The organism is Myceligenerans salitolerans (assembly GCF_017349295.1).
Taxonomy (GTDB): Bacteria; Actinomycetota; Actinomycetes; order Actinomycetales; family Cellulomonadaceae; genus Myceligenerans; species Myceligenerans salitolerans.
In genome coordinates, this window is the sequence record NZ_JAFMPK010000030.1 from 1 (window position 1) to 16659 (window position 16659).

The 16659-nt window shown below is 70.1% G+C and carries 10 protein-coding genes; 5 read left to right on the forward strand and 5 right to left on the reverse strand.

Annotated elements, in window-relative coordinates:
- The first annotated feature begins 253 nt into the window (after nucleotides 1–253).
- The 4 genes from J0911_RS07830 (at nucleotide 254) to J0911_RS07845 (ending at nucleotide 4660) form a co-directional block, all read left to right on the forward strand.
- Nucleotides 254–1603, forward strand: a complete 1350-nt coding sequence (locus tag J0911_RS07830; protein ID WP_207274902.1) for an ABC transporter substrate-binding protein — start codon at nucleotides 254–256, stop codon at nucleotides 1601–1603.
- Nucleotides 1603–2493 (forward strand): carbohydrate ABC transporter permease, encoded by an 891-nt coding sequence (locus J0911_RS07835; protein WP_192865200.1) that lies wholly within the window; start codon nucleotides 1603–1605, stop codon nucleotides 2491–2493. Before J0911_RS07830 ends, J0911_RS07835 begins: the two co-directional genes overlap by 1 nt.
- Before the next feature lie 15 nt (nucleotides 2494–2508).
- Nucleotides 2509–3714 (forward strand): carbohydrate ABC transporter permease, encoded by a 1206-nt coding sequence (locus tag J0911_RS20220; protein WP_242636451.1) that lies wholly within the window; start codon nucleotides 2509–2511, stop codon nucleotides 3712–3714.
- A gap of 133 nt (nucleotides 3715–3847) precedes the next feature.
- Nucleotides 3848–4660, forward strand: coding sequence for a DUF624 domain-containing protein (locus J0911_RS07845; RefSeq protein WP_207274903.1), 813 nt, complete (start codon nucleotides 3848–3850; stop codon nucleotides 4658–4660).
- 2 nt (nucleotides 4661–4662) lie between these two features.
- On the opposite strand, the gene J0911_RS07850 is transcribed toward J0911_RS07845, so the two are convergent.
- Nucleotides 4663–5757 (reverse strand): LacI family DNA-binding transcriptional regulator, encoded by a 1095-nt coding sequence (locus J0911_RS07850; RefSeq protein ID WP_307864978.1) that lies wholly within the window; start codon nucleotides 5755–5757, stop codon nucleotides 4663–4665.
- A 143-nt stretch (nucleotides 5758–5900) separates the two neighbouring features.
- Here J0911_RS07850 and J0911_RS07855 point away from each other — a divergent pair, with 143 nt between their 5' ends.
- The gene (locus J0911_RS07855) at nucleotides 5901–7457 is read left to right on the forward strand and encodes an alpha-N-arabinofuranosidase (RefSeq protein WP_207274904.1); all 1557 of its coding nucleotides are present in this window, start codon (nucleotides 5901–5903) and stop codon (nucleotides 7455–7457) included.
- A 169-nt stretch (nucleotides 7458–7626) separates the two neighbouring features.
- Here the strand turns inward: J0911_RS07855 and J0911_RS07860 are convergent, their stop codons facing one another.
- The 4 genes from J0911_RS07860 to J0911_RS07875 form a co-directional block, all read right to left on the reverse strand.
- On the reverse strand, nucleotides 7627–11226 hold the full coding sequence (locus J0911_RS07860; RefSeq protein WP_207274905.1) for an alpha-L-arabinofuranosidase family protein: 3600 nt from the start codon (nucleotides 11224–11226) through the stop codon (nucleotides 7627–7629).
- Nucleotides 11227–11428: 202 nt separating this feature from the next.
- Nucleotides 11429–12928: an RICIN domain-containing protein gene (locus J0911_RS07865; protein WP_207274906.1), complete on the reverse strand. Its 1500-nt coding sequence runs from the start codon at nucleotides 12926–12928 to the stop codon at nucleotides 11429–11431.
- A gap of 174 nt (nucleotides 12929–13102) precedes the next feature.
- A complete protein-coding gene (locus J0911_RS07870) occupies nucleotides 13103–14659 on the reverse strand; it encodes an RICIN domain-containing protein (protein ID WP_207274907.1) in 1557 nt (518 codons plus the stop codon).
- Nucleotides 14660–14970: 311 nt separating this feature from the next.
- Nucleotides 14971–16452, reverse strand: a complete 1482-nt coding sequence (locus tag J0911_RS07875; RefSeq protein ID WP_207274908.1) for a family 43 glycosylhydrolase — start codon at nucleotides 16450–16452, stop codon at nucleotides 14971–14973.
- Nucleotides 16453–16659 lie beyond the last annotated feature (207 nt).

Genomic DNA, 16659 nt, shown 5'->3' on the forward strand with positions numbered 1-16659 from the left:
CCGCTCGACGACAGACCGACCGCTCGACGGCGGGCCGGCCGCACCCGGCCGGGTCGTCCGCGACCGGCCCGGGCGTCGCACGCCATCGTTGCGAGGCCGTGATCACCCGCACTTGACCATTCGGCGCCCTTCGTGCCACCGTTTCACCGTCGATCTCTTTCCATCGATGTAAAGCGCGTCGAGGCGGACGCGGGGACACTCGTCCCACCCCACGCCTCGACGGCGTACCAGGCAGACCCGAGAGGAAACCGTGATGAGGAAGTCACGACTGACCAGCGGCATGGTGGCCGCGTTGGTCCTGGCCGGAACCGCCGCGTGCAGCGCCGGCTCCAGCACCGACGACGACGGCAAGCTCACCTTCATGTTCCGCGGCGGTGAGGACGAGAAGGCCGCGTACCAGGAGGCGATCGACCGGTTCAGCGCGGACACCGGTGTCGAGGTCGAGGTCATCGTGACCGACGCCGACCAGTACGCCACCAAGCTCCAGGCCGCGATCTCGGGCAACAACGTCCCCGATGTCTTCTACATCGAGCAGCAGAGCCTGCAGTCGTACGTGACGTCCGGCGTGCTCCTCGACATCACGGACCTCGTCGACGAGTCCGGCGTCGACCTCGACAACATCTGGGAGTACGGCGTCGACTCCTACCGGTACGACGGCGAGCTCCAGGGCACACCCGACGGCGCCCTCTACGGCCTGCCCAAGGACGTGGGCCCGTTCGCCATGGGCTACAACAAGACCATGCTCGAGGAGGAGGGCATCGACCTCCCCGACGAGGACGAGCCGCTGGCCTGGGACGAGTGGCTCGACATCATGAAGCAGGTCACCAAGGACACCGATGGCGACGGCGAGGTCGACCAGTGGGGCACCGGCCTGAACGTCCAGTGGAACCTGCAGGCCCTGGCCTGGTCCAACGGCGCCGACTGGACCAACGAGGACAAGACCGAGGTCACCGTCGACACGCCGGAGATGGCCGAGGCGCTCCAGTACATCGCCGACATGACCACCGTCGAGGAGGTCACCCCGTCCTCCGAGCAGCAGGCCACGCTCGACACCTACCAGCGCTGGATGGAGGGTGAGCTCGCCTTCTTCCCCGTGGGCCCGTGGGACGTGAGCGTCTACAACGAGCTCGACTTCGAGTACGACCTCATCCCCTACCCCGCCGGCTCCACCGGTGAGCCCGCCACGTGGATCGGCTCGCTCGGCATCGGCGTCTCGGCCACCACGGCGATGCCTGAGGAGGCCGTCGAGCTCGTCACCTACCTGTCCGCCGACGAGACGGCGCAGCAGACGCTGGTCGACGCCGGCATCCAGGTCCCGAACCTCAAGGACATGGCGGCCGAGTGGGCCGGCGAGGAGAACGCCCAGCCGGCCAACCGTCAGGAGTTCCTGGACATCGTCGAGGACTACGGCCGTCCCATGCCGGCCGCGGTCACCTACGGCGCCGCGTGGTACGACGAGATGTGGACCAACATCCAGCCCGTTCTCGACGGCGAGCAGACCGCGGCGGAATACCTCGCGGAGGTGCAGCCGCGGATGCAGCAGCTCCTCGACGAGTCGAACATGCAGGCCGAGCAGGCCGCGGCGGCGAACGCGAGCGAGTGATGGCGCGTTCCTCGCGGCTGCACCAGGCCGAGCACCGGTGGGCGCTGGCGTTCGTCGCCGCGCCGGTGCTCGGCTACGTGCTCTTCACCGCCTATCCCGTCGGCTTCGCCCTCTACACCTCGATGACGCAGTGGAACGGGCTGGGCGCGATGCGCTTCATCGGCCTGGACAACTACGTCCGCCTCTTCGGGGACCAGTACTTCTGGCAGTCGATGGGCAACACCGTCTTCTACATGATCGGCATCCCGATCGGCCTGGCACTCTCCCTCGCGCTGGCGATCGGCATGAACCGCGCCATCCCGCTGCGCTCCATGCTCCGCACGGTCTACTACGTGCCGGTGATCTCGTCGCTCGCGGCGATCGCCATCCTCTGGCAGTGGGCGTACAACGGTGACTTCGGCCTCGTGAACCAGTTCCTCGCCTGGTTCGGCATCGAGGGTCCCAACTGGCTGGCGAGCACGGCCTGGGCCAAGCCCGCCATCGTCATCATGCTGATCTGGAAGGGCCTCGGGTACTCGATGATCCTGTACCTGGCCGCGATCCAGTCGGTGCCGCGCTCCCTGTACGAGGCGGCCGAACTCGACGGCGCGAACGGCTGGCAGAAGTTCCGGACCATCACCCTGCCGATGGTCCGCCCGGTGACGTTCTTCCTGGTGGTCACCCAGGTCATCGCCGGATCGCAGATCTTCACTGAGATCAACATCATGACGCCCACGGGCGGCCCGGAGTACAGCACGGCATCGTCCGTGTTCCACATCTGGCGCCAGGCGTTCCGCTACCAGGACATGGGTTACGGCACCGCCATGGCGATCATGCTCGGCATCCTCATCCTGATCATCACGCTCGTGCAGTTCCGCCTGAACCAGCGGAACAGCTTCGTGCTCGACTGAGAACCTGGAGAATCCATGACTGAGAAATCGGCCAGCTCCACGGCGTCGTCGGACACGACCGGCACGACGCCAGGCACCGGCACGACGCCGGACACGACCGGGACCACATCGAACCGGGCCGGCGCGGCACCGCCGCAGGCAGGCACGGCACGCGCCCGGACAGGCACGGCACCGGCCCGGGCCGAGACGGCACCGAACACCGAGGCGACACCGAGCACCGAGACGACAGCGAGCACCGAGACGACACCGAGCACCCGGACGACACCGGTCCGGACCGGCGAACGCGTGGCGGACACCACGCCGGGCGGTTCACCGACGGAAACATCCCCGTTGAACGGCGGACCGACGCGCGCCGTCGGACTGCCCGTGGCACGACGGCTGGGCCGCAAGGCGCAGGGCCGCATCGCGGACTGGATCACCTTTGCCGTCCTGGCGGTCGGCGGGGTCGCGATGGTCGCGCCCCTGGTCTGGATGTTCTCGACGTCGCTGAAGACCAAGACCGAGGTTTTCGCCCTGCCGCCGGTCTGGATCCCGGAGGTTCCGCAGTGGGAGACGTACGTGCGCATGTGGGAGAACTCCTACGTCCTCACGGGCTTCCAGAACAGCCTCGTCGTCGCCACGTCCGTCACGGTGCTCGGTACGATCACGTGCTCGCTGGCGGCGTTCGCGCTGGCCAAGATGCGCCTGCCGGGCCGGAACGCGATCTTCGTCGGACTCCTGACCGGCATCATGATCCCCTTCCCGACGCTGATGATCCCCCAGTTCGTGATGTTCTCGCGGATCGGCTGGGTGGACACGCTGCTCCCGCTCATCGTTCCCGCGATCTTCGGCAACGTCATCGTGATCTTCTTCCTCAAGCAGTACCTCGAGAACGTGCCGAACTCGATCATCGAGGCCGCGAAGATCGACGGTGCCAGCTACTGGCAGATCTTCTGGCGACTGATCTTCCCGATCATCCGTCCGGCCGTGTCGGCACAGTTCATCCTCTGGTTCATGATGGTCTGGAACGACTACCTCGCCCCGATCCTGTACCTCAACACCCCGGAGCGGCAGACCCTGCAGGTGGTGATCGCCAACATGAACGTCCAGTACGCGACCCAGCGCGACTACCCGCTGATCATGGCGGCGTCGTTCGTGGCGCTGCTGCCGATCCTGGCCGTGTTCCTGGTCTTCCAGCGGCAGATCATCGAGTCGGTCGCCCTGACGGGCACGAAGGGCTGACATGTCCAGCCCGCCACACGCGAGCCCGCCGGCCCGCGGCAGGCCGGAAGTATCCCGGCCCGTGCCGACCACGCCATTTCGCGCGACCACGCCATCTTGGGGTGGTGGGAACGCGACCACCACCCAGAATGGCGTGGTCGCTCCGAATGGCGTGGTCGCGCAAGGTGACGTGGTCGCGCAAGGTGGCGTGGTCGCGCAAGATGGCGTGGTCGCGGCGGGCCTGGGGCCCGCGGGCGGCAGCGGCGGGACCGTCAATGCCGACAGCGGGGCCGACGGCGGAGCGGATGGGCCGGGGTGGCGGGGCGACGAGGCTCCCGGGTGGACCGGGGGCGTCATGGCCGTACTGCGGTTTCTCACCCGGATGGTCGAGGTCAATCTGCTGGTGCTCGCCGGGGCCCTGGCGGGTGGCATCCTGCTCGGCCTCGGGCCGGCGCTCAAGGCAGGATCCGCCGTGCTGCACGATCCCGAGCTCGCGACGGAGCCGTGGCGCGGGTTCTGGCGCGAGTGGCGCACCGACTGGCGCCGGTCGAACCTCCTGTTCGCGCCCTTCTGGCCGGTGGGCGTGCTGCTCGCAGCGGACGCGGCCGTCGTCGGACAGGCGTCCGGCCCGGTCCACGCGGCCCTGCTGGCGGGCCTCACGCTCGCGTCCGCCTGGACCGCCGTCGTCCTCGCGTGGTGGCCGCGCATCGTGCTCGGGTACGACGACGCGGCGCCCGCCGTCTGGCGCTACCTGCTCCTGACGCCGCTGATGGCGCCGGGCGCGGCCCTGGCGATCCTGGTCACGCTCGCCGCGACGGCGGCCGTGGTCCTGGGCGTGCCCCTGGCCGCTCTCGTCGCGGGCGCCTCGTTCCCCCTCTGGGCCACGGGCAAGGTGGTCGCCGGCACGCGGCGCCGCGGCGATCCCGCCGGCTCCGCCGACTCCGCGCACCGGCCTTCGGCGTCCTGAGTTCAGATCGCCACGGGCTCGGTCAGCGGCTGGGCCGGTTCGGTACCGCCCTCCTGGACCGCCACGGGCCTGCCCTCGCCGCCCTCCGGGACGTCGCCCGTGGACTCGCGGCCGATGATGCGGGAGTCGGGGACCACGCGGCGGAACGGGCCCGTCTCCGTCCCGGTGATCCGTGCGACGAGGAGGTCCACGGCGGTCTGTGCGATCTGCTCCCGGCCCGGGTCCACGGAGGAGAGCGTGGGGACGGAGTAGCGGGCGTCGTCGATGTCGTCGAAGCCGATCACGGCGACGTCGCCGGGAACATCGAGCCGCCGGGTGTGGAGCGCGTGCAGCGCGCCGAGGGCGAGGGCGTCGTTGAGGGCGAAGACGCCGTCCACCTCGACGCCGTCGTCGAGCAACCTGCCCATGGCCTCGGCGCCCGTGGAGCGGTGCCAGAGCCCCGCCTCGGCGACCAGCGCCGGATCGTAGGGCAGCCCCGCCTCGTCCAGGCCCTGCCGGTAGCCGGTGGTCCGCAGCGCGGCGGAACCCACCTGCTCGCCCTCGTGCCCGCCGACGACCGCGATCCGCTTCCGCCCGAGCGACGCCAGATGCACCGTGGCCGCCTTCGCTGCGGCCACGTTGTTCATCGTGACGTGGTCCGCGGGCGCCCCGAAGACGCGCTCGCCGAGCACCACGAGCGGGAAGTCGACGTCGAACAGCGCCAGGTCCTCGGGGCCGAGCTCGAGCGGCGAGAAGATGAGACCGTCCGTCATGTTCCGGCGCTTCCCGGTGAGGACGTCCACCTCGCGCTCCCGTCCGTGGCTGGTCTGCTCGATCAGCACGGTGAGCCCTCGGTCGTCGGCCGCCTGGATCACGGAGTCGGCGAGCTCGGCGAAGTACGGCAGGGACAGTTCGGGAACGGCGAGCGTGATCATGTCGGTACGGCGCGTGCGCAGGCTGCGCGCGGTCTCGTTGATCCGGTAACCGAGGTGGTCGATGGCCTCCTCGACGCGCTCCCGTGTCGCCGGGCGGATGTGCGGGTAGCCGTTGACCACGTTCGACACCGTCTTGATCGAGACGCCGGCCCGAGCCGCAACGTCCTGCATGGTCACAGCCACGAAATACTCCTCCCGGCGCCGACTTCCGCGCCGGCGTGCCCAACAGCGTATGCCACGGCGTCCAGCCCTGGAGCACGCCCTCGGCCCGGGCCGCGCGTCGGTTAGCCTACAACGTTGGAAAGCAACGCGCGAAGGAGCCCCGCATGTCTGACCTCGCACTCGACGCCGTCGTCGACCTCGACGTTCCCGGCCCGACCATCAACCGGCACCTCTACGGCCAGTTCGCCGAGCACCTCGGCCGCTGCGTCTACGAAGGGTTCTGGGTCGGCGAGGACTCTCCCGTCCCGCACGAGGGCGGTATCCGCCTCGACGTGGTCGAGGCGCTCCGGGAGCTCAGGGTCCCGAACCTGCGCTGGCCGGGAGGCTGCTTCGCGGACTCCTACCACTGGCGCGACGGCGTCGGCCCGCGCGAGGACCGGCCGCGGATCGCGAACGTGCACTGGGGCGACGTCGTCGAGGACAACGCCTTCGGCACCCACGAGTTCCTCGCCCTGTGCGAGCTGCTCCGCACCGAGCCGTACGTCTCGGCGAACGTCGGCTCGGGCACCGTGCAGGAGACGGCGGACTGGGTCGAGTACCTCACCCGCGACGACGACGCCCCGATGGCCCGCCTGCGCCGGGAGCACGGGCGCGGCGAGCCGTGGCCCGTGACGTTCTTCGGTCTCGGGAACGAGCCGTGGGGCTGCGGCGGCAACCTGCGCGCCGACCAGTACGCCTCGCTCGCCCGCCTGCACTCCACGTACGCACGTGACCTGTCCGGGAACACGCTCCAGCGCGTGGCCGCCGGGGCGAACGAGGACGACTACGCCTGGACCGAGACACTGATGAAGCAGGTCAGCCAGCGCCTCGGGGACGAGGAACCGGCACCGCTCTTCCAGGCCGTCTCCTTCCACTACTACACGATCCCGGGCACCTGGGGAGCCAAGGGCTCCGCCACGGACTTCGACCACGACACGTACTGGACCACCATGCGCAAGGCCCACCGCGTACGGGCCCTGATCCGCGGCCACTCGGCCGTCATGGACGCCTACGACCCGAACGCCCGGGTCGCGCTCGCCCTCGACGAGTGGGGCACGTGGTTCGACGTCGAGCCCGGCACCGAGCCCGGCTTCCTGTACCAGCAGAACACGATGCGCGACGCCCTGGTCGCGGCCGTGCACTTCGACGCGTTCCACGACAACGCGCGCCGCCTGCGTCTCGCCAACGTCGCCCAGGTGGTCAACGTGCTGCAGGCGATGGTGCTCACGGAGGGCGCCTGCATGCTGCGCACGCCCACGTTCCACGCGTTCGCGATGTCGGCGGGCCACCAGGACGCGTCGGCGCTGGCCGTGCACGACGTCGCCTCCCGCGGCACGCGCGCGGTGGACGGCACGGACCTGCCGACGGTGTCGACGTCGGCCTCCGTCAAGGACGGTTCCGTGCTGGTGTCGCTGACCAACCTGGACCCGGCCGCGCCGGCGCGCGTCCGTGTCGCGCTCCGCGGCGGCTCGGTCATGCCCGACGGCGCGACGGTGCTGGCCGCCCCGGAGGGTGCGGGGTCCGACGACGCCGTCCGGGCGCACAACACGTTCGACGCGCCGGACGCGGTGGCCCCCAGAGAGCTCACCACGGTCTCGCTCACGACGACGGGCGCCCAGAGCACCCTGGAGGCCACGCTCCCGCCGGCGTCCTTCGCGACCGTCCGCCTGGCCCTGACCTGACAGAACCCCGCCGGGCAACAGCCACCGCCGACACAGCACCGCACCGGCCCGCGACCATGTCACCTCGGATCCCGGGCCGGTCTGCCCGGTGCTGGTCGGCGCCCACCGCGCGGCGGTCCGACGAGGCTCGGCCGGGGGCAGCGGAGTCAACCGGCTGCCCCCGGCGAGGTCAGTTCTCCGTCAGGCGGAGGAACGTGATCGAGTGCGGCGGGAAGTCGTACGTGAACCCGCCCGGTCCGGCGTCGTCGGGCAGCGTCCACGTCCGTTCCGTCGGGACCACGCGTTCCGGCCGCGTCTTCGTGTTGACCGCCGCCGGGTCGCCCGACATCTCGATCACCTCGGCCTGGCCGGCCACCTCGAACCCGGCCACGGCCACGTCCGTCCGCGCGATGTCGCCGCCCGGGTTGACGACCTTGACCAGCAGGTCGCCGGTCTCGTCGTCGGTGGTGACCACCTGGTACAGGGACTGCGTCACCGGCTCGGTGTACGTCATCTGGAGCTCGCCGTCGAGGTACATCTCGATGGTGCGGCCGCTCACGACGACCTTGAGGTCGTAGTCGCGCCCGGTCTCCAGCGAGTGGCCCTCGACGGCCGCGACCTCGCCCTGCCGGCCGCCGTCGGCCCGTTCGAGCGCCTGGCGCGAGTTGCCCCAGCCCCCGAGGTTCCACCAGTAGAAGCGGTCGGGCGCCCCGGCCGCGAAGCCGACGAGGAAGCCCTCGCCGCCCCCGAGCTTCCGGGCGCTCAGCTCCAGGGTGTAGTCGCTCCAGTCCTGCCCGTAGGCGTCGGGGATGATCGAGCGGGCATCCTCGACGCCGGCCGCGGACTGCACGTACTCGCCGTCGACGACGTCCCAGGTACCGGCCTGGCCGTCCCAGGTCTCCTCGCCGGAGAAGTCGTCCCAGAACAGGACGTCGCCGGTCTCGTTGTCGGTCACCACGACGTCGTCGTACGCGGCCTGCGTGAGCCACGTGGACAGGAAGACCCCACCCGACAGGGGCGGCGGCGTCGCCTCGGGACCCGTGTGCTCGGAGGCGACCACCTCGTCACCGGTGTTCGTCATGAACATCTGCTGTGTCCAGTACGACGTCGAGCCCCACGACTCGTCGTTGTCGAACCACATCATGTCCGGCGACCACTGCACGTAGTCCTCGTTGGCGAACATCGGCGCGTACGACGCCAGCTCCACCAGATCGGAGTTGCGCTCGATACCCGTCATGTACGCCGCCTCGGCCAGCGCGTTGCGCCACTGGTTGCCCCGCGAGGCGTACTCGCCCAGGAACACGTGCGGGCCGTTGCGGTCGTAGGAGTCGTACCGGTCGTCGTTGGCGAGGAACCAGGCCGGGTCGTTGTAGTAGTGCTCGTCGACCATCTCGACGCCCTGCTCCCGGTTGAACGCCCAGAGCTCGTCGAAGCGCGCGCCGGCGTCGTCCGGTCCCGAGTTCGAGATGACGGTGACGTCCGGGTAGCGCTCCTCGATCGCGTCGCGGAAGCGCGGGAAGTTCGCCTCGAACGTGCGGGTGTTCTCCTCGTTGCCCAGGCCGATGTACTCCAGCCCGAACGGCTCCGGGTGCCCGAGCTCGGCGCGCACGGCGCCCCACTCGGTGTCGACGTCGCCGTTGGCGAACTCGATGAGGTCCACCGTGTCCTGGACCCAGCGGTCGATGCGCTCGTCGTCGGTCATCTCCGGGATCTGCGAGCCGCAGCCGTTGGCGCCCACGGACAGCACGGGCAGCGGCGTCGCGCCGAGGTCCTCGGCGAACTCGAAGTACTCGAGGTAGCCCAGGCCGTAGGACTGGTTGTAGCCCCAGAAGTTCCAGTTGGTCGGCCGCTCCTCGACCGGCCCGATCGTCTCCTTCCACTGATAGGTACGACGGCGGTCCTGGCCGTCGGACTCGAGGTACGTGTCGAAGGTGCCGACGTTGGTGACGCACCCGCCCGGGAAGCGCAGGAACGACGGCTCCAGGTCGGCGACGAGCTGCGCCAGGTCCTCGCGCAGCACGGACCGGCCGTTCACCGGGCCCACCCAGGTGTCACGCGGGAACAGGGAGACCATGTCGAGCCGGAGCGTCCCGGCGGCGCCGCCGGTCACGACCAGGCGGGCGTCGTCCACCGTCGCGTTCGCGCGCAGCTTCGTCCGGACCTCGCGCCACCTGTCCCGGTCGTTCACCCGGATGGTCTTCTCGGCGTACGTCGTCGTGCCGTCGGCCGACTCCAGGCTCACCGTCAGCCGCTGGCGCGCGTCGGACCGCACGAACATCGAGAAGTCGTACCTGCCGCCCTTCTCGATCGCGAACCCGGAGTTGTACCCCTCGTTGCGCACCCCCACGCCGGGCCCGTCGGCCTCGATCTGCAGGTAGGCCCGGTTGGAGTCGTTGAGCCACTCGTCCCGCTCGGACGCGACCTCGACCGTGCCGCCGGCGCCCTCGACCACGTCCCAGGCCGTCATGCCGGTGAAGCTCGCGTTGTCCGTGGGGGCGAACTCGAACGACCGGTTGCGGACCAGCTCGGCGTACAGGCCGCCGTCGGCCGCGTAGTTGATGTCCTCGTAGAAGACGCCGTAGAGGTCGTCGCTCATCTCGGTGCGCGGGGCGTCGGCGTCGATCGTCAGCGTGTGCTCGGTGACCGCCGGGGAGGCCGGCGGGTAGGCGGCGAGCAGCCCGTCGCGCTCCTCGGCGGTGATCGGGATGACGCTGCCGTGCCGCGGGCTCGCGGGCAGTTCGGCGTCCAGGTTGGCCCTCCACTCGCCGCTGCCCAGGTCGTCCGTCTCGAACAGCATGTAGCCCTGGCCGCCGTGGTACGAGGGCTGGTCCTGGAGCAGGAACCAGCGGTCGTCCGTGAGCGACGGGAACATCGTGGGGCCCTCACCGCCGGTGAACTCGCCGCCCCAGGGGTTGGGCTCGCCGAAGCCGATGCGCTCGGCGGTGAGGTCCCAGCCGTCGCCGTCGGACACGCCCTGCGTGAGCCGCAGGTCCGTGGACGACTCCTGCCGCATCCCCATGTACGACTCGTCCTTGGTGAGGCGGTGGTAGACGCCGTCCTCCTCCGCGATGGTCGAGTCGATCATGCCGAGGCCGTCGCCGCGCCGCTCGTCGATCCACACCCGCGGCTCGGAGAAGGTCACGAAGTCCGTGGTGGTCGCGTACAGCATGCGCTGGTAGGACGTGCGGATGTCGCGGTCGGAGGGGGCGACGTCGTCCGGGTAGAGCGCCGAGGCCCAGTACACGACGTACTCGCCGGCGTCCGCGTCGTAGAAGGCCTCGGGAGCCCAGAGGTTGCCGGCGTTCTCGGGCGCGAGCACGACCTCGCGCTGCTCGGACCAGTTCACCAGGTCCGGCGACTCCCAAATCATGATCGACCGGCTCCCGGTCTCCTGGGCGTCGCCGAAGTTGCCGCCGCCGTGGATCTTCAGGTCGGTGGCGAGCACCACGAACCCGGAGCCGTCGGCCTTGCGGATCACGAACGGGTCGCGCAGGCCCTCGGTGCCGAGGTCGCTGGTGAGCACGGGGGCGTCGTCGTTGAGCGTGGTCCAGTCGAGCGGGTCGGGCCCGTTGCTCACCGCGAAGGAGACGGTCTCGCCGTCGGCGGTGGACTCCCCGGTGAAGTACGGGAAGAAGTAGCCGGCGTGGTCGCCGTCGGCCGCGGCCGGAGCCGTCCCCGCCGCACCGTCGGGTGCCGCGACGGCCACCGCCGCGGCCGGGGCGACGAGCCCCAGGGTGAGGGCGGCGGCGAGCACGACCCGCCGTGATCGCCCGGGTGGTTGTCTGTACATCGATGTACTCCTTCTCGTCGGTGCCTGGTGGATTCACCGGGCTGAGGTTCGGGGAGGCAGGCGATCGCCCGGAAGGGCGCTCGCCGAGGAGAGCGTGTGGTCGGTCCTGCGGTGGGTGCCCGGCAGCTCGACCGGGCACCCACCGGCAGCCGACCGCGGCGCCGGTCGGCCGGTGCGTGACCGACCGGCGCCCGGGATCAGCTCACGACGCCGGGTGCAGGGTCCACTTCTGGACGGCGTTGCCGTTGTCGGTGTACTGCGAGATGCGGGCGCCCGGGTCGGTCGCGAAGTCGTAGAGGTCCAGCGCCTTGCCCGAGTTGCGGTTGAGGAAGGTCACCGTCCCGTCGCCGTTGGCGCGTACCCGGAACTGCTGGTTCGTCGCTCCCGTGGCGGTCCATTGCACGACGTCGGCCCCGTTGGCCGTACTCGCGCCCGACACGTCGAGCACCAGGCCCGAGTGCCGTGCCTCGATCGTGTGGTAGCCGTTGCCGAGGTCGGCGAAGCGGAACTGCTGGTTCGTGCCGCCCCACGAGCTCCACTGCGTCAGCAGCGCGCCCGGCTCGGTGGACTGGCCCGCGATGTCCCACACGAGGCCCGAGTGCGCGGACTCGACCGAGTACCAGGTGCCGGGCGACACGGTGTCGGTGCCACCGTAGGCCGCGAGCAGACGGTCGTACTCGGCTTGTGTGACCGGCAGCACGGTGCCGTGTCGCGGGTCGGTGGGCATGTCGTAGTTCGACACCGGCGTCCAGGTGCCCGAGGCCAGGTTCGTCGTCTCGAACGGGACGTAGCCCCGGCCGCCGAACTCGTCGATGAACAGGTACCAGCGGTCCTCGGTGTTGGACTTGAAGATGGTCGGGCCCTCGCCCGCACCGATGTCCCCCTGGCCGATGCAGTCCGCGACGAGGTCCCAGCTCGTGTCCCGCAGGTCGGTCGCCCGCTCGGCGGTGATGAACTTGCCGCACGGGGAGCTGCCGGAGTTGGAACGCTCGTCCTTGGTGAAGCGGTAGTACGTGCCGTCGTGCCGCGTCACGGTCGAGTCGATCACCGAGTAGCCGGGGTCGATCCAGACCTGCGCCTCGCTGAACGTGTCGAAGTCGCTGGTCGTGGCGTACATCATGCGGTTGTACGACGAACCGGTGTGGTCGGGGTCGTCCTCCGCGTAGAGCTTGGAGGCCCAGAACACGACGAACTCGCCACGAGCCTCGTCCCAGTACGCCTCGGGCGCCCAGGTGTTGCCGGCGGTGGGCGGTGACACCAGCTCCAGCCGCGGCTCCGACCAGTTCACCAGGTCGTCCGACTCCCACACCACGATGCTGCGCGAGCCGTGGCGCTGCGCACCGTCCCAGTCACCGTTGCCGTTGATCTTCAGGTCGGTGGCGATCTGGTAGAACCGCCCGGAACCCGGATCGCGGATGATGAACGGGTCCCGCACGCCGCCGGTTCCCACGTCCGACGTGAGCACCGGCTGGTTGGCGTTGAGGTCGACGTAGTGCAGCGGGTCGTTGCCCTGGCTCAGGCCGAAGTAGACCTGTTCGCCGTCGGCCGTCCCCTCGCCGGTGAAGTAGGAGAACAGGTAGCCGGCGTACGGCTCGTCGGCCGCGGTGGCCGCCGGGGCGGTCGCGGCGGTGGTCACAGCCGCTCCCGCGAGGGCGAGCCCGGCCGTGACTGCCGCCCACCATCTCGAACGTGTCCTTCTCATGATCGCTCCTCCGTCACGTCGTCGTGCTGTCGGGGTCGCCGACCGCCTCGTGGCGGACCGGCCCTTTCGTGAACGGCCCGCGGATGAACCGCCGATCGCTCACCGATCCACCGGCCGCCGGGCCGGCCGGTCATCACGTGACCGATCGCCCGGCGCCCGGGTGCCCGTGCCCGGTCAGGACACGGGGTGCAGGTGCCACTTCTGGGTGGCGTTGCCGTTGTCGGTGTACTGGGAGATGCGGCTGCCCGGCGTGGTCGACCACTCCCAGACGTCGAGGGCCTTGCCGGAGAACCGGTTGAGGAACGTGACCGTCCCGTCGGCGTTCTGCCGGATCCGCCACTGCTGGTTGGTGCCGTTCAGGTCGTCCCACTGGGCGATGTCGGCGCCGTTGTCGGCGTCCCAGCCGTACACGTCCAGGACGAGGCCGGAGTGCCGGGCCTGGATGCGGTGGTAGCCGTTGCCCGAGTCGAGGAAGCGGAACTGCTGGTTGGTGCCGTCCCACCGGGTGTACTGGGTGAGGAGGGCGCCAGATGCGGTGGACCGGTCCGCGATGTCCAGCACCAGCCCCGAGTGGGCGGACTCGATCACGTGCCATCCGGCACCCGGGCCGCTGCCGCCGTAGGCGTCGAGGAGCGCGGCGTGCTCGGCCGCGGTGATCGGCAGGACGGTCCCGTGCCGAGGGCTGGGCGGCAGGGCGGCGTCGGGCACGGAGGTCCACTGCCCGGAGGCGAGGTCCGTGGTCTCGAACAGCATGTAGCCCTGGCCGCCGTGGTAGGTGGGCTGGTCCTGGATCATGTACCAGCGGTCGTCGGTGAGCGAGGGGAAGACCGAGGGCCCCTCTCCCGCGGTGAAGGTGCCGCCCCACGGGTTGGGCTGCCCGACGCCGACCCGCTCGGCGACGAGGTTCCAGCCGTCGCCGGACGTGACCCCCTGGGTGCGGCGCAGGTCGGTGGACGACTCCTGACGCACGGTCATGTCGGACTCGTCCTTGGTGAACCGGTGGTAGACCCCGTCGAGCTGCACCACCGTGGAGTCGATCATGCCCAGCCCGGCACCCTGCCGTTCGTCGATCCAGACGCGCGGCTCGGAGAAGGTTCGGAAGTCCGTCGTGGTCGCGTACATCATGCGCTGGTACGAGTCGCCGATGTCCCGCTGCTCGGGTGGCAGGCTCTCGGGGTAGAGCGCCGAGGCCCAGTAGACGACGTACTCCTGGTTCGCCTCGTCCCAGAACGCCTCGGGCGCCCACAGGTTGCCGGCGTTCTCCGGGGCGAGCACGACCTCACGCTGGGCCGACCAGTTCACCAGGTCGTCCGACTCCCACACCATCATCGAGCGGGAGCCGGTCTCCTGCGCGTCGCCGAAGCTGCCACCGCCGTGGATCCTCAGGTCGGTGGCGAGCAGGTAGAACGTCCGTCCGTCACCGGACCGGATGACGAACGGGTCCCGCAGGCCCCGGGTGCCCAGGGTGGAGGTGAGGACCGGCTCTCCGCCGTTGAGGGTCTGCCAGGAGGTCGGGTCGTCGCCCGTGGAGACGGCGAAGCTGATCGTCTCGCCGTCCGCGGTGGACTCACCGGTGAAGTAGGGAAGGAAGTAGGCGTCGCCGTCGCCGGGTGACGCCGCGGCCGCCGGAGCCGTGACGACGGCGGAGGTGGTGGCCGCGGTGAGGCCGAGCGTGCCGGCCACGGCCGCGGCGGCGACGCCCGCGAGGGCTCGTCTCAGGGAGATGTGCATCGTTGCTCCATCCGTTCGGGGTTCGGTGGTACGTGGGCGTGATGCGCCGACGGGTTCCGGGTCCGGCCGAGTCGGCGTGGCTGCTCGGAGGACGAGATCCGGGCCCTCCGTCCGGTGGTGCCGGCCGACGCCGGGTGTGGTCGGTCCTTTGTCGGATCTGGTCGGTCCTTTGTCGAGCGGTCGGTCGCCCGGGGGACCNNNNCCGACCGCTCGACAAAGGACCGACCGTGCTCGACAAAGGACCGACCGTGCCCGACAAAGGACCGACCGCATGAACCGGCCCCATGCCGGACCGGACCCGGCCGGGCCGGCTACTCGCCCGACGGCGGCGTCAGGACCTGGCCCGAGGGGACCGGGGTACCGAAGTTCGGCGTTCCGTCGCCGTTCCAGGTGATCTTCTGGACACGGGTCTGCCGGGTGGCGCCGCAGCCGTCCTCCGCCGACGGGTTGCCGTGGTAGACGAGCCAGTCCTCCGTACCGTCGGGGCTCTTGAAGAACCCGTTGTGCCCGGGCCCGTACACACCGTTCCCGCGCTGCAGCGCGGGCGTGGACTGCTTGGTCCAGGCGGACGGGTTCATCGGGTCGGAGCCCGTGAGCTCGAGCAGCCCCAGCTTGTAGTCCGGCGTGTTGCACGACGACGCCGAGAACGACACGAACGTGCGCCCGTTGCGCTTGAGCACCGCCGCGCCCTCGTTGACGCGCGCGCCCTGGGTCTCCCAGGAGTACGTGGGCGTGGAGATGGTGGCGGGCGATCCTGTGGTGGTCCACGGGTTGCTCATCCGGACGATGCGGTTGGTCTGGTCCGCGCCGATCCACTCCGAGAAGAGCAGGTACAGGTTGCCGTCGTGCTCCAGGTAGGAGCTGTCGATGTTCCACCGGTTCGGCATCGGCGTACCCATGAACTCGTACGGCCCCATCGGGGTGTCGCCGGTGGAGCGCAGCACGCGGATCTTCTGCCCGTCGAAGTTGGTCTGCGAGTTGCCCGAGGTGTAGGTCAGGTACCAGGTGCCGCCGATCCGGTGGAACTCGGGTGCCCAGTGGCTGCAGCAGCGGTCGGCGGCGCCGGCGTCGTCCCACACCACCTGGTCCTGTGCGGTCTTCAGGCCGGCGAGCGTCGGCGAACGGCGCATGATGACCGTGGAGTCCCACGTGGTGGTGGACAGGTAGTAGTAGCCGTCCCAGTACTGGATCCAGGGGTCGGCGCCGTTGCTGCGGATCGGGTTGCTCAGCCCTTCGGCACCGACGGGGATGAGTTGCCACCGCTGCGCGTCGAGGCCGTTGTCGTCGTACTGCGAGATACGGGCGCCGCGCTCGGTCGACCACTCCCACAGGTCGAGCGCCTTGCCGGAGAACCGGTTGAGGAAGGTGACGGTCCCGTCCGAGTTCTCGCGGACCTGCCACTGCTGGTTGGTGGCGTCCAGGTCCTCCCACTGGACGATCTCCGCGCCGTTGTCGGCGTCCCAGCCGTACACGTCGAGCACCATGGACGAGTGTCGCGCCTGGATGCGGTAGTAGCCGTCACCCGAGTCCAGGAACCGGAACTGCTGGTTCTGGCCGTCGAGTCGGTCCCACTGCTGGAGGCCGGCTCCGGCCTCGGTCGAGATGTCCGTGATGTCGAGCACCATGCCCGAGACGGGTGACTGGATGATGTACCACTGCCCGGTGTCGACGGCGGCCCGTGCCGGGGTCCTGGGCACCACCACCAGAGCGGCGGCCACCATCGCGACGGCCGTGAGCAGCACCGCGAACGAGAGTCCCGCCCGGCGGCGCACGTGTCGTACGTTCGTCGTCATGTTCCATCCTTCACATCGTTGTAAGGGATTTCGCTGTCTTCTTTCAACTTGCCGGCGCCCCTGTGGCCCGCCAGAACCACCGCCCTGTGGTGTGAGCGTTAACACCATCCGGACGGCGCCCCTGTCGCGCCTGCGGGCCGGAGAACCAGACGCCGCCCGGATGGGCGGCCCTCAGGCACGCGAGGATCACCGGCCGCCGGGCTGTCG

Excerpts from the sequence above, each read along its gene's own strand:
- J0911_RS07855 (WP_207274904.1), top strand. The coding sequence starts at position 5,901 with ATGTCTGACCTCGCACTCGACGCCGTCGTCGACCTCGACGTTCCCGGC.
- J0911_RS07860 (WP_207274905.1), bottom strand. The coding sequence starts at position 11,226 with ATGTACAGACAACCACCCGGGCGATCACGGCGGGTCGTGCTCGCCGCC.
- J0911_RS07835 (WP_192865200.1), top strand. The coding sequence starts at position 1,603 with ATGGCGCGTTCCTCGCGGCTGCACCAGGCCGAGCACCGGTGGGCGCTG.
- J0911_RS07875 (WP_207274908.1), bottom strand. The coding sequence starts at position 16,452 with ATGACGACGAACGTACGACACGTGCGCCGCCGGGCGGGACTCTCGTTC.
- J0911_RS20220 (WP_242636451.1), top strand. The coding sequence starts at position 2,509 with ATGACTGAGAAATCGGCCAGCTCCACGGCGTCGTCGGACACGACCGGC.
- J0911_RS07865 (WP_207274906.1), bottom strand. The coding sequence starts at position 12,928 with ATGAGAAGGACACGTTCGAGATGGTGGGCGGCAGTCACGGCCGGGCTC.
- J0911_RS07870 (WP_207274907.1), bottom strand. The coding sequence starts at position 14,659 with ATGCACATCTCCCTGAGACGAGCCCTCGCGGGCGTCGCCGCCGCGGCC.
- J0911_RS07830 (WP_207274902.1), top strand. The coding sequence starts at position 254 with ATGAGGAAGTCACGACTGACCAGCGGCATGGTGGCCGCGTTGGTCCTG.